This is a genomic window from Pseudomonas sp. MDV22-iso1, assembly GCF_058145095.1.
In genome coordinates, this window is sequence record NZ_JBYVMF010000004.1 from 87,364 (window position 1) to 99,889 (window position 12,526).

The 12,526-nt window shown below is 61.8% G+C and carries 12 protein-coding genes; all 12 read right to left on the minus strand.

Annotated elements, in window-relative coordinates:
• Positions 1–104: 104 nt before the first annotated feature.
• Positions 105–830 (minus strand): class I SAM-dependent methyltransferase, encoded by a 726-nt coding sequence (locus AC3ZVB_RS06740; protein ID WP_490146127.1) that lies wholly within the window; start codon positions 828–830, stop codon positions 105–107.
• Positions 827–2,074: an NAD(P)/FAD-dependent oxidoreductase gene (locus tag AC3ZVB_RS06745; RefSeq protein WP_490146128.1), complete on the minus strand. Its 1,248-nt coding sequence runs from the start codon at positions 2,072–2,074 to the stop codon at positions 827–829. Before AC3ZVB_RS06745 ends, AC3ZVB_RS06740 begins: the two co-directional genes overlap by 4 nt.
• On the minus strand, positions 2,061–3,218 hold the full coding sequence (locus AC3ZVB_RS06750) for a cation:proton antiporter (protein ID WP_490146129.1): 1,158 nt from the start codon (positions 3,216–3,218) through the stop codon (positions 2,061–2,063). Before AC3ZVB_RS06750 ends, AC3ZVB_RS06745 begins: the two co-directional genes overlap by 14 nt.
• A complete protein-coding gene (locus AC3ZVB_RS06755; RefSeq protein ID WP_490146130.1) occupies positions 3,218–5,560 on the minus strand; it encodes an MMPL family transporter in 2,343 nt (780 codons plus the stop codon). Before AC3ZVB_RS06755 ends, AC3ZVB_RS06750 begins: the two co-directional genes overlap by 1 nt.
• On the minus strand, positions 5,544–6,119 hold the full coding sequence (locus tag AC3ZVB_RS06760) for an outer membrane lipoprotein carrier protein LolA (protein WP_490146131.1): 576 nt from the start codon (positions 6,117–6,119) through the stop codon (positions 5,544–5,546). Before AC3ZVB_RS06760 ends, AC3ZVB_RS06755 begins: the two co-directional genes overlap by 17 nt.
• Positions 6,120–6,286: 167 nt before the next feature.
• Positions 6,287–6,712: an acyl-CoA thioesterase gene (locus tag AC3ZVB_RS06765; protein ID WP_194691642.1), complete on the minus strand. Its 426-nt coding sequence runs from the start codon at positions 6,710–6,712 to the stop codon at positions 6,287–6,289.
• The gene (locus tag AC3ZVB_RS06770; RefSeq protein WP_490146132.1) at positions 6,705–8,249 is read right to left on the minus strand and encodes an HAL/PAL/TAL family ammonia-lyase; all 1,545 of its coding nucleotides are present in this window, start codon (positions 8,247–8,249) and stop codon (positions 6,705–6,707) included. Before AC3ZVB_RS06770 ends, AC3ZVB_RS06765 begins: the two co-directional genes overlap by 8 nt.
• Positions 8,230–9,171 carry a lysophospholipid acyltransferase family protein gene (locus tag AC3ZVB_RS06775; protein ID WP_162439892.1) on the minus strand — a complete coding sequence of 314 codons (942 nt, stop codon included), beginning with the start codon at positions 9,169–9,171 and terminating at the stop codon, positions 8,230–8,232. The genes AC3ZVB_RS06770 and AC3ZVB_RS06775 overlap by 20 nt, the downstream gene beginning before the upstream one ends.
• Positions 9,168–9,902, minus strand: a complete 735-nt coding sequence (locus AC3ZVB_RS06780; RefSeq protein ID WP_490146133.1) for a glycosyltransferase family 2 protein — start codon at positions 9,900–9,902, stop codon at positions 9,168–9,170. The genes AC3ZVB_RS06775 and AC3ZVB_RS06780 overlap by 4 nt, the downstream gene beginning before the upstream one ends.
• A gap of 146 nt (positions 9,903–10,048) precedes the next feature.
• Complete coding sequence (locus AC3ZVB_RS06785) at positions 10,049–11,728, minus strand: ApeI family dehydratase (RefSeq protein WP_490146134.1); 1,680 nt, start codon at positions 11,726–11,728, stop codon at positions 10,049–10,051.
• Positions 11,725–12,270, minus strand: coding sequence for a COG4648 family protein (locus AC3ZVB_RS06790; protein WP_490146135.1), 546 nt, complete (start codon positions 12,268–12,270; stop codon positions 11,725–11,727). Before AC3ZVB_RS06790 ends, AC3ZVB_RS06785 begins: the two co-directional genes overlap by 4 nt.
• Positions 12,267–12,521 carry an acyl carrier protein gene (locus AC3ZVB_RS06795; RefSeq protein WP_059408122.1) on the minus strand — a complete coding sequence of 85 codons (255 nt, stop codon included), beginning with the start codon at positions 12,519–12,521 and terminating at the stop codon, positions 12,267–12,269. Before AC3ZVB_RS06795 ends, AC3ZVB_RS06790 begins: the two co-directional genes overlap by 4 nt.
• Between the last annotated feature and the right edge of the window lie 5 nt (positions 12,522–12,526).

The window sequence follows — 12,526 nt, forward strand, 5'->3', positions numbered from 1 at the left end:
CGTGAGCCTGCTCGCGATGACGGTATTACATCCAACAGTCAGGTTGCCTGAGCCAGCGCAATCGCGCGCAGGCTCACTCCCACAGAATTTGACGACAGTGAACATCACAGTGCTCTCTCAAGCGGTTTGCGGGCCACCACATTGACCAGGGTTTCTTCCCGCTGGCCAAAGGGCTTTGGCTGACGCAAGCCGAAGCGTTCAAGCAAACCGAAATCCCTGGCGCGGCTCCACCACAGGTACGGGTACGAAACGTTCTGCGGACTGAATTCGAAACCCTGTTGGCGGATCATCTGCAGATACCCGGCAGCGCTTTTCTGCACGTGCATCGGATGACGAAACAACCAGCGGATCACCCACGTATCAATGTAAGCCTCGGTGGACTCGGCGAACAGCAGATAACCGCCCGGCTTGAGCACCCGGTAGAACTCGGCCAGGGCTTCGTCTTGCTCGACCAGATGGTGGAACGTCTGGTGGCAAAACAGCAGGTCAACGCTGGCATCCGGCACGTTGATGCGGGCGCAGTCGCTGCCGATCAACTCCACGTCCATCCCCTGACGGGCCGCTTCTTCACGGCTAAGGAGCAAGCTGTGTGGGTCGGCGTCCAGACCGATCAATCGCTGAGGCGAAAAGCGCTGGTGCAAGTACTGGAACGACTTGCCCTGACCGCAACCGGCATCCAGCAACACGGGATTGCACGGCAGCGCTTCAGTGAACAGGTTGCGCAAATCATTGATGGCGACTCGCAACACATGGTGCTGCCAGGTATGGCTGCGCAGGAACCAGAAGCCGAAGCGGGTTTCCTCGACGTAGTTGTCGCTCAGGTAACTCATGTCGCATCCCTTGCACAGAGCTCCGACAGCATGCGCAGTCGGCGTTTGGGTTCGGCAACGAACGGGTTGCGCACGTCCCAGGCATAGCCCGCGAGGATCGCGCTGATCATGCGGCGGATATCGGGTGAGCTGTCCGGGTGGTAAATCACGTCCTGGAAAGTCCCGGCGTACCAGCCTTCGACGTAGCAGCGGAACGTGTCCACGCCACGCTTGAGCGGTTCGGCAAATTCGGTCTGCCAGTCGACGCTTTCGCCTTGCAGTTGGCGGTGCAGAACGGCGGCGGCCATGCTCGCCGAACGCATGGCGATGGTCACGCCGGAGGAGAAGACCGGATCAAGGAATTCCGCCGCATTACCCAACAGCGCAAAGCCCGGGCCATGCAGGGTTTTGACGTTGGCGGAGTAACCGCCGATGGTGCGCGCCGGCGTATCCCACACGGCATTGTTCAGCACGCCGGACAGGCTAGGGGTTTGGGCGATGAATCCGCGCAGGCAGTCGTCGAGATTATCGGCGCGACCTTCGAAATGTTCCGCCGCCGCGACCACGCCTACCGAGCATCGGCCATTGCTGAAGGGGATGGTCCAGAACCAGATGTCGCGTTGGGTCGGGTGGGTGGTGACGAGGATTTTCGTGCGGTCGAAAGACGGGTTGTCGATATGGTCTTCGACGTGGGTGAACACGGCCTGGCGCACCGGAAAATTCGAGGGCGCTTCGAGGTCGAGCAAGCGCGGCAGGACGCGGCCGTAACCACTGGCATCGAGCATGAACCCGGCTTCGATCTGGTACTCGCTGCCGTCTTCTCGCTGCACACCGAGCAGGGGGGTTGGCCGGTCGATATCAACGCTGACAATGGCTTCGCCGTAGCGGACTTCCACGCCTTGCAACGCGGCCTGATCCGCCAGCAGCTTGTCGAAATCGGCGCGCTGTACCTGGAAGGTGGTGGGCTTGCCGTTGCTGAAGGTGTCACCAAAATCAAAGGCGCTGTACTGCTCGCCCCAGGCGAAGGCGGCGCCGGTTTTCAGCTGGAACCCGGCGGCGTTCACTGCCTCGAGCATGCCGGCTTCTTCGACGAAATCCAGGCAGTGGGACAGCAGGCTTTCGCCGATGGAAAACCTCGGGAAATGCTGGCGCTCGATCATCAGCACATCGTGCCCCTTGCGCTTGAGCAGCGCGGCGGCGATTGCGCCCGACGGGCCTGCACCGATGACAACAACCTGGCGACGTTCCATTTCAACTGTTGGCATGGGGATTCCTTGTCGGGGCGGCGATGTTCATGGGGGTTCGGTGCATACCGGCCAGTGCCGGCAGCAGTGTCGCAATCAGGCCCATCAGCATCAGCGCAAAGTACAGCGCCGGGCTGATGAGTTGTTGTTGCAACAGCAGGTTGAGAAAGACGATCTCACTCAAACCGCGAATGTTCAGCAGGATACTTTCGCGCCAGCGGCTGGCGCCTTCGAACGATGCACCAGCCCAGCCCAGGCCGAGCCAGTTGCCCAGCAGTTTACTGGCAATCGGCAACAGCAGCAGTGCACTCAGTTGCAGTCCGCTGAGGCTGTCCATGGCGCTGTGGACGTTGATCTGCACGATACCGAACGTGAGGATCAGCGGGATCGCAATGTACGTCTGCAGGCGACTCATCCACAGGGCCGGCAGCGGCAGAATCAGCGGCACCTTCAATGCCGCCATGCACAACAGATAACCGATGCCGAGAATCAGCGCGTTAAGCCTGTAGTGTTCCGCGACCACCAGCAGGGCGAAGAAGCAGCCACTGTGCAGCAACGGTTGGCGCAGCCTGAGCAGACGCAGCAGCAACGGCAGGCACGCCCCGGCGAGTGGCAGCAACAGGCTGCTCAGGTGCAGGCTGCCCTGGGCGATGGCGAACAGGGTCCAGCACGTGAGGTCGATCAGGATCGCGGTTTGCACCAGTCGCCGAGTGGCGGCAGTCGGGTAGTTGATGTGCCGCAGGTACAGGTACAACACCGGGATCGCGGTAATGGCGAACAGCAAACCGACCGCCAGTGAACTGATCCACGGTTGCGCCGGCAGCAGCCAAGCGGCCGTCGCCAGTCCGCAGGCGAACGGAATGCAGAAACTCGGCAGAGCTATTTTCAGGCTCTGGCGATCAAGGCGCAGGTCGATCACATCACTGAGGATGTGTCCCAGCAGCAGGGCAAAACTCAGGCTGTAGAGATTTTTCAACCAGGTTGGCGAGATCAGTTGAGCGCCGCTCAACTGCCAGCCCGGCTCGATCCAGAAGTACATCAACAGCGGCAAGCCGAGGGTCGCCAGGAGCAATTGGCTGACGATCGGGATCAGCCCGAAGTGGCGCCCGACACGAGTGGCCACGGCGAACAGCGCCAGGGCCATTGCCCAAAACCCGAGGATCATCACTCTGCCCGCTCCGCAACCACAACCGCATGGTTTTGGCGCCCGGCCCACGGCGCCAGCATGAAGCTGAAGGCCAGGCCCAGGCTCACCGAGAGGCCAAAGTTGCTGACGGCAGGGGTGCTCGAAACCGCGAGTAAACCGAACGACAGCCAGGTGGTCAGCGCTGCCAGCAAGGTGCCCAGCAGGCTCACGGCAGCGCCGCCGACCTGCTCGCGCATGAGGATCGCATAATCGACACTGATCGCCGTCACCAGCAGCAGGCCGAACAGGCTGAACAACGTCAGCGGTTGTCCCAGCCAGCCCAGACTGGCCAGGCTACACAGTGCGGCCAGCAACGGCAGGGCGACGATGCGCAGGGCACCGCCGAGGCCGAACGGCAGGATCAGCACCAGCACGATCAATACGCAGGAGGCGAGTTTCAATTCAGCGGCGCTGATCTGGGTGGCGGCAAACACCGAATTCAGTTCACCGAGGCGATCGACCAGTTCCACTCCCGGCAAGTCCCTCGCCTGAATTTGCAGCAGCGCAGGGTTGTTCAGACCTTGCAGGCTGACCATGGCCGCCACACCGCCGTCATCGGTCGGGCCCAGCCAGAGTGGGCGATAAGGCTCCGCCAAGGGGCCGGCCAGTGCCGCGTCGATGTCCTGAGTGGGCAACGCCTGCAGCGTCGTCACTTCGGCGTGCAGCGCTTCGGCCGGCACACCGAGGGCGAGCAGTGGCTGCCAGAATTGCGCCAGTTTTTGCAGCGCTTCGCGCACCTGCAACTGCTCGCTTGGCTGACTGACCAATTGATTGAGCGAGAGGTAGCCCTGAAGTTTTTCCAGGTTGACCAGTTGATCCAGGCGGTCGCTCAGCGCGGTTTGCCGTTCGAGTAATTCCTCTTGATTGGTCGCCCGCACAAGGAAGAATTGACTGGTGGGCTGATAGCCGGTGATGCGCGCAATGGCTTGAGCTTCATCGGTCAATTGCTGCGGTGCGCCGACCCATTGGCGAATATCGTTCTTGCTGTCGAGCTTCAACAGACCGCCCACGCAGAAGGCGATCAGCAAGGCCAGCAGCACCGGCGTGCTGGCATGTTTGAGCAATGCCTCGCGCAGCTTCAGCAAGTATTCGCAGACTTTCAGCGGCCATTGCGCCGGTCGCAGATCGACGCCCTTGAGCAGCGCAGGTAACAGGCACACCGCAGACAGGTAAGCGCCAAGCAGCCCGGCGGCAGAGAACACGGCGATCTGGGTCAGGGCCGGGAAGGGCGTCCAGGCCAGGGCGAGATAGCCGATGCAGCTTGTGATCAGGCTCAGCGTCAGGCCGGGCAACGTCAGGCGCAAGGCCGGCCAACTGTGCCAGGGTTTCAGGCTCCAGCTCTTGGACAGGTAATGCAGCGGGTAGTCGACGGCAACGCCGATCAGGCTCGAACCCAGCACCAGCGTCATGACATGCATATGACCGAACAACGCGACGCACGCGACTGCGCCGAACAGCATGCCCACCAGTACCGGGACGAACGCGAGCACAACGCGCCAGCGTCGGAAGGCCAGCAACAGCAACAGCAAAATCCCGACCGTCGCGCCGCCGCCCACCCAGGTCATCTCGCGGGTGGCTTGCTGCTGGCCATTGGCGGCGTACAGCAGGCCACTGGCAGCAAGCAGTTGCACGTCGGCCTGCGCAGCTTCTTCGCGACTGGTCTGGAGCAGGTCGGCCACTTGCAACGGCAGCTTCATGTCGAAGGCGTTGCCGGTGGTGCGTGCACGCAGCAACACCCAACTTTTGCCGTCGGCGTCGGCAATCAGCGCGCCGCTGCCGATGTCCAGCTGCACTGCGCCGTGCTGCGGCTGGCTGTTCTGGATGCGTCCGGTCAGGCCGAGCCAGTCATCCTGGCTCGGTACCAGCGTGAAGCCAGTGAAAGGGTCGAACAGCGCTTGTACGCGCTGTTGGATGAACGCGTCAGGATGCTCGATCAGCTGTTGCCGATCCTCTGCGGAAAGCATTGCCAATCGACCTTGCAACAGTTGCGTGCGCAACGCCGGCAGGTCGGCTTGCAGGTTCCACTGGACCTTTTCGAACAGGCCGCTGGCCTGCCACTGCTCCCCGAGTTTCTGCGCCATCGCGACGGCTTGCTGGCGATCGGTATGGCCGACCAGCACCAGCATTTCCCGGTTGAGCGGTTCTTGCATGCGTTGTTCGGCGCGCAGTTCCAATGCGTCCGGGGCGGTGCCCGGCACCAGCTCCATGAGGTTGGCCGACAGCGGAGGGCCGTCACGCCATTGCCAACCAGCGAGCGCGAGCACCGCCAGCAGCAGGATCAGAAAGAACGTGGGGAGCCTGCGTTCATTCGGCAAAGTCATGCTGCTCCGCTTCGGTTAACGGTTGTGCGCTGGTGCTGTCCTGCATGCGCAGCAGCGTGCTGTCGCCCTGGGTTTCCAGCAGTTCGATGCTGTGCACCAACTCACCCCCGGTGATGTTGATCTGGTTGAACACCTGCTTGAGCAACATCGAGCGGGGGATCAAGGTCAGCTTCCAGTCCTGTGCGTCGCCGCTTAGCGACAGCTCGAAATCCCTGGTCAGTCCGCTGCTGTCACCTTGCAAGACGGCGAGGAACAAACGGTTCTGCTCGGCGCCGGCACTTTTGCCCGGTAGCAGTTGCCAACCGTTGGCATCACGTCGTGAGATTCCTTTGTCGTTGATGCGGTAATCCTGTTGCAGCGGCGTTTTCAGTAACCACAGCAGGCCCTGATTTTTTGCGAGAACGAACGTGCCCTTGCTGGTCAACGGTTGAGGCAGGGCGCGCAGGTGTTTTTCCTGAATGAAATGGCCGTGGATGACATCGGGTTTGGCCAGTTGATCGCTGAGTTGCTGCAGATCAAACGCCTGAGCGAGCGACGACAAGCCGAGCAGCGCCAGCATACTCAGGCACCTGAGCAGTAAAAATTGTGGCGAGCGAGCTTGCTCGCGCTGGACTGCGTAGCGGCCCCAAAATCGGCGAATTGGTGAGCGCTGCGCACTCAAGCGCGAGCAAGCTCGCTCGCTACAGGGGGTCGGCGGGGCATCAAAAGAGGTGTCGATTCCTGGAGTCATGGAAGCATCCTTTCGACTGCGTCGGTGAAGACCTTGGGCGATGCGAGTTGCATCTCACGGCTGTCCATGTCGACAGCGACTTGCACGGACACGGCGCGGGTCAGGCGTTCGCCGGTGTCCAGGTCGCTGATCAGGTAGTTGATCTTCAGGCGGTTCTCCCATTCCACCAGATTGGCTCGAACATTCAGCTTCTGGCCGAACACGGCGCCGCGTACGTAACGCAGTTGCAGGTCGATCACCGGCCAGGCATAGCCAGATTCGACCATGGCGGTGTAGTTGTGGCCGATCTTGTCCAGCAACGCGCAGCGGGCGACTTCAAGGTATTTGACGTAATGGCCATGCCAGACGACGTGCATGGTGTCGACGTCGAAAAATGGCACCTGGATTTCCGTATCGATGTGAAGCACGCCCTTGCTACGCATGAAGCCTCCAGTGTTGTTCGGCGATACGCTTGAGGCACAGACGCAATTCGCCTTCCAGTGCCCGGTCTTCGATGACCGGCGGGAAGTCCTTGCCCAGGGCTTCGTGCATGGCCGCTAGGGCCGGTGGCAAAGGACGCGCGTCCTCGGCTTTGCTGCGCAACCAGACGCCTTGATTGGCGGCCAGCAGCGTGGCGGCGGCGACCTGTTCGGTCAGCTCCAACACACGGATGGCGTCGCGCGCCGCGATGGTGCCCATGCTCACCTTGTCCTGGTTATGACACTCGGTGGAGCGCGAAAACACACTGGCGGGCATGGTGTTTTTCAGCGCTTCGGCGGTCCAGGCGCTGGTGCCGATCTGCACCGCCTTGAAGCCGTGGTTGAGCATCGCGCGATCAGCGCTGGCGCCGGACAGATTGCTTGGCAGGCCGTGGTTGTAACGCTCGTCCACCAGGAGTGCCAGTTGGCGATCCAGCAGATCGGCGACGTTGGCGACCAGGTTCTTCAGGCTGTCCATCGCGAAGGCAATGTGACCGCCGTAAAAGTGCCCGCCGTGCAGCACACGCTCGGCTTCGGCGTCGATGATCGGGTTGTCATTGGCGCTGTTGAGCTCGATTTCGATGAAGGAGCGCAGCCAGTTCAGGCTGTCGGCCAGCACGCCGAGAACATGCGGCGCACAACGTAGGGAATAGCGGTCCTGCAGGCGATGCAGCGGTGCAGTCGGCGCGTCGATTGCCAGGTCCTTGCGCAGCCAGGCGGCCACTTGCATCTGCCCGGGATGAGGCTTGGCGGCGAACAGGCGCTCGTCGAAGTGCTCCGGATTGCCTTGCAGCGCAACCACGTTCAGCGCCGTGATGCGCGTGGCGAGTTGCAACAGGTAATCGGCGCGGGCATAGGCCAGGCAAGCGAGACCGGTCATGACGGCAGTACCGTTCATCAACGCCAGCGCTTCCTTGGGACGCAGCACCAACGGCTCCCAGCCGAGTTCGTCATGCACATCAGCGGCCTGTCGACGTTCGCCACGGAACATCACCTCGCGTTCTCCCGATAACGTCGCGGCAACATAGGACAACGGCGTCAGATCCCCGCTGGCGCCTACCGAACCTTCCTCGGGAATCAGCGGCAGGATGTCGTGTTCGATGAACGCCTGGAGGCGTTCCAGCAGTTCCACGCGAACCCCGGACACTCCTTGGCACAACGACTGCAAACGCGCCGCGAGTACCGCGCGAGTCGCCTGGGCATCGAGCAGTTTGCCCAGGCCGCAGCCGTGGAACGTGTACAGATGACGGGGCAGCGCCTCGACGTGATGCAGCGGCACCGCGACCACGCAAGAGTCGCCATAACCGGTGGTGACACCGTAGATCACGCCTTCCTTGTCCAGCAGGGAATCCAGGAACTGCGCGCCCTTGGCGATACGCCGACGGAACTCGGGGTCGCCTTGCAATTGCGTCGGCGCCTGACGGTTGGCCAGGGCCAGCACGTCTTCGATGGACAAAGGGAGTTCGCCGAAAGTTACCGGCTCAAGCGTTGGCGTCGTCATCGGTCTTCCAGAAAGGGTAAAAGTTGAACCATTGTTGAGGGGCTTCGAGGCAATAGTGACCCAAGCGTTCGGCGTAGCGGGTCGCCCACTGATGAATGACCTGCTCGCGCTCGCTTCGTTTCCAGACCACGGCGTCGGTGAACGGTTCGAGGGTCAGTCGATAGTCGCCTGTGGGTTTCTTGAGGCACAGCAACAGATTGACCGGGCACTTGAGCAGGCCGGCCAGCAGCCACGGTCCTTGGGGGAACGCCGCTTGATGCCCGAGAAAGTCCACCGTGACGCTTCGCCCGCCGTGCAGCGGCACGCGGTCGCCGGCAATCGCCAGCCATTCACCGCGCTCCAGGCGCTCATGCAGTTGCAGCATGATCACCGGGTTCAGCTCGCTGACCTGGATCAGGCGCAGGTTGGTCGCCCCGGCTTCGCCCAGCAAACGGTTGAATTGTTCGGCGTGCTTGGTGTGCACCAGCACGTTCATGGTGACTTTTTCGCCAATCTCGGCGAGCGCGCGGCAGACTTCGAGGTTGCCCAAATGTGCGCCCACCAGCATCTGCCCGCGAGTACCGCGTAGCTGACTGCGCAGCAGCGCCGGGTCGATGATTTCGATCTGCTCGATGCTCAGTTTGCCGTTCCACACGTCGAGCTTGTCGAGCATGGAATCGGCAAACGCCATGAACTGACCGAACACCCGCCAATGGGTCGGGCGCAGTTCGCTGCGGCCACTCCAGTCGGCGAGGCGCTGCTGGTATTGCCAGGCGCTTTTACGAGCGCTGCGGCCGAACAGGAAAAAGTACAGGACGATGCCGTACAGCAGCGGGCTGAGCAACCGCCGGCCCAGCACTTTGGCGCAGACGGCGGTGAATTTCATCAGCCAGAAACTGCCGCGTTCCTCGCGGTCGGCCCAGTGCTCGTTGTCGACGCTCATGCTCGCCACCGCCGCCAGAGAATCACCGGCGCCCGCAGCAACATGCCGAAGAACAGGCGTGTGTGCATGCTCGAAATCAGCACGTTGTCGTGGAACAGGCGGAAATGCGAAACGCCGTCCAGCGGGTAATGAACCTTGGTGGGCAGCCAGTGCATGGGCTGGTTGCGCCAGGCCAGTCGCACGAGGATGTCCGAGTCGAAATCCATGCGCTTGCCGATTTTCGCCGAATTGATCAGCGCCAGGGTCGGTGGCACGGGATACACGCGAAAACCGCACATGGAGTCGCGAATCTGCAACGACAGCGTGTTGATCCAGACCATGACGTGAGTCAGGTAGCGGGCATACAAGCGACCCTTTGGCACGCTGTCGTCGTACTGCGGATAGCCGCAGATCACCGCTTCGGGATGCGCGCGCGATTGCTCGATGAAAACACTCACGTCCAGCAGGTCGTGCTGGCCATCGGCGTCCACTTGCAAGGCGTGGCTGAAACCCAGGCGGGAAGCCTCGCGCAGACCGGTCATGACCGCGCCGCCCTTGCCCTGGTTAGCGGTGAGGCGGATCAGAAAGACGTTTTCGCGCCGGGCCAGGTGGTCGAGCACTTTTGCGCAGACTGGATCGCTGGCATCGTCAACCAGAATGCAGGGTAAGCCGCTGCCGAGCACCGCATCGACCACGGTGGTGATGGCGGTTTCGTGGTTGTAGACGGGGATGATGGCGCAGGGGTTATGCATGAAGATTCACACCCCTGTAGCAGCTGGCGAAGCCTGCGTCCGGCCGCGAAGCGGTCGTTGAGGGTTTTTTGGAGTGAATGGGCAGGCCAAGGCGAGTGCTTCGCACTCGGACGCAGCCTTCGGCAGCTGCTACAGGGGATCGTACATTACCCACCATTGGCCTCCAGCAAAATCCGCCCGCTTGAACAGGTCGCGGTCTCGTTGCGATAGGCGAAATACAATTTGCTGCGTACCGGGTCGAAGCGCAGATGCAGTTGCACTTCATCCCCAGGACGCACCAGTTGCTGAAACTTCAGGACTTCCATGCCGGCAAATTTTTCCGGCAGGTTCATCAGTTGCTGACCAAAGCTTAACGCCCAATCCACCTGCACCACGCCCGGTAACACGGGCGTCTGCGGGAAATGACCACTGAAGAAGGCGAGGTCCGGTGGCACCGCCAGTTGCAGGCTCCACTCACCCTCGACCTCAACCTGTTCGAGCACCTCCGGTGTTTTCGGACGCGGCGCCAACAGCAATGCTTCGACCTGGCCTTGCGGCAGCTTGCCCTGCGCGTTCAGCGGCAGTTGTCGCAAAAGACGCCAGCGTCGCGGCAGCGCCAGGGTTTCGCAGTGCTGGCTCAGGTGCTGACGCAGTGCTTCAGTGAGTGTGCGCCGGCCTTGATTGCGCAAGGCATGCAGGCCGGACTCGCTCAGCACCAGCAGCGCGCCCAATGAGGCGCGGTTTTCCTGCACCACGCCAAGGCGCGCTTCAGCCACCCAGCCGTGGGCCATCAGGGCGTGTTCGAGCATCGGAAGCGAGATACGTTTCTCTTCGAGTTTGACGATTCGGTCCAGCCGCCCCAGCAATTCGAATCGGCCGTCGGCAGCGATTCGCGCAGCATCCGCAGTGTGTTCGGTATGACCGGGAGGCAGATAAGGCGAAGCGACAAGCAGCGCGCCGTCGCTGTCCTGGCTCAGCTCGACACCGGTAAAGGGTCGCCACAGGTCATCTGCCTGACGCCAGGCAATACCCCCCGTTTCCGAGCTGCCGAGAATTTCTGTCGGCCACTGTTGCAAGCGCTGATGCAAACGTTGCGCGGCCTCGGCCGGTAAGGCGCCGCCGGATGAGAACACCCGACGCACCGCGCTCAAGGCTGGCCAGTCGAGGTTGTCGCCCATACGCTTGAGCAGCGCCGGGCTGGCGACCCAGGCGAAGGTGCCCTGTTCGCGGCTGGCGCGTTGCAGGTCCTCCGGGAAGGCCAGTTGCGTGCGCACGAACGGGCGTGCGGCGCACAGCGGCCACAGCACCCTGAACAGCAATCCATAAATATGCTGGGTGGCGACGCTCGAGATGATGCAAGCCTCGCCCAGGTCCACGCCCCAGAGCGCTTCCAGCGCTTGGACTTCATTGGCCAGTTGACGAAGGGTTTTCTCGATCCGCTTGGGTTCACCGCTGGAACCGGAGGTACACACGCTCAACCGACAAAGGTCCAGATCCAGTTCGGCAGGGGGCATTGGCGGATGTTGATAATCGGTCAGGTGCCCATCGTCTGCCAGATCGGTCAGCCACAGGTCGACGTCGCTCGACCAGCGCTGGCGCGTTTGGGGTTGCAGATCGGCAGGCAGCAGCACGCTGACACCGGCGCGCCAGGCACCGAGCAGGGCAATGGCCAGATCCGCTGCGTCTTCAAAATGCACGGCGACGCGCTGCACGCCTTGCTCTTTCAGGCCGGCGGCCAGACTCAATGCCTGTGCGCACAGGTGCGCGTGATTCAGTACCGGGTCGGCCGTCACCGCGCGTTCCGGTTGAGCCTTGAGCAGCAGATGCTCAAGTTTTATCCAATTCATGGGTGGCCTCGTACCCGTTGGCGTATCAGCCATTCAATGGCAAACAGCAGCCCCATCAACCCGTAGGAGATCAGGCCGGTGTACAACATCCACCAACTCAGCGGAGCCCAGAGGGTCAGGGCGGCGGCCAGCAAACCGTTACACAGAAAAAATACGCTCCAGACGATGGTCACCTGGCGGGTATAAACAATGGCCTTGGCCGGCAGATGCGGCTCACGCAGGCGAGCCAGGCGTTCGACCATCGGCGGACCGAATTTCAGGCTCAGACCAAACAGGCCAAGCATGAATGCGCTGATCAGCACCGGGTACCAACGCAGCAAGAGCGGGCTGTCGAACACGGCCAGTAACAGGCAAAACGTTATCGCGGTGATCGCCATCCACACGCTGCCTGGCTTGCGTGACCCCAATAGCGCCCGCGCCAGCCACAAGCTGCCCAGTAGCAAACCAAATTGCCACGGGGCGAAATGCTCCATGCCGAAAAACACCGCGAAAGGGTACAGCAGGCCCGCCAGCAGCAGGCCCAGGCCGATCAATCGGCTCATGCGGCGGGTTCAACCAGGCGGTAAACCGCCTCGACCACGTCGCTGACGGTACGCACCGATTTGAACTCCTCGGCGGCGATTTTCTTGCCGGTTTGACGCTTGATGTGATCGATCAGGTCGACGGCATCGATACTGTCGATTTCCAGGTCCTGGTACAGATTGGATTCGAGGCTCACGCGCTCGGGGTCCAGCTCGAAGAGTTCGACCAAGGCATCGCGCAAGGTGTTGAATATGTCGTCACGAGTTTGCATGGTCC

Coding starts and splice junctions, on each gene's coding strand:
- AC3ZVB_RS06740 (WP_490146127.1), bottom strand. CDS start 830: ATGAGTTACCTGAGCGACAACTACGTCGAGGAAACCCGCTTCGGCTTC.
- AC3ZVB_RS06745 (WP_490146128.1), bottom strand. CDS start 2,074: ATGCCAACAGTTGAAATGGAACGTCGCCAGGTTGTTGTCATCGGTGCA.
- AC3ZVB_RS06750 (WP_490146129.1), bottom strand. CDS start 3,218: ATGATCCTCGGGTTTTGGGCAATGGCCCTGGCGCTGTTCGCCGTGGCC.
- AC3ZVB_RS06755 (WP_490146130.1), bottom strand. CDS start 5,560: ATGACTTTGCCGAATGAACGCAGGCTCCCCACGTTCTTTCTGATCCTG.
- AC3ZVB_RS06760 (WP_490146131.1), bottom strand. CDS start 6,119: ATGCTGGCGCTGCTCGGCTTGTCGTCGCTCGCTCAGGCGTTTGATCTG.
- AC3ZVB_RS06765 (WP_194691642.1), bottom strand. CDS start 6,712: ATGCGTAGCAAGGGCGTGCTTCACATCGATACGGAAATCCAGGTGCCA.
- AC3ZVB_RS06770 (WP_490146132.1), bottom strand. CDS start 8,249: ATGACGACGCCAACGCTTGAGCCGGTAACTTTCGGCGAACTCCCTTTG.
- AC3ZVB_RS06775 (WP_162439892.1), bottom strand. CDS start 9,171: ATGAGCGTCGACAACGAGCACTGGGCCGACCGCGAGGAACGCGGCAGT.
- AC3ZVB_RS06780 (WP_490146133.1), bottom strand. CDS start 9,902: ATGCATAACCCCTGCGCCATCATCCCCGTCTACAACCACGAAACCGCC.
- AC3ZVB_RS06785 (WP_490146134.1), bottom strand. CDS start 11,728: ATGAATTGGATAAAACTTGAGCATCTGCTGCTCAAGGCTCAACCGGAA.
- AC3ZVB_RS06790 (WP_490146135.1), bottom strand. CDS start 12,270: ATGAGCCGATTGATCGGCCTGGGCCTGCTGCTGGCGGGCCTGCTGTAC.
- AC3ZVB_RS06795 (WP_059408122.1), bottom strand. CDS start 12,521: ATGCAAACTCGTGACGACATATTCAACACCTTGCGCGATGCCTTGGTC.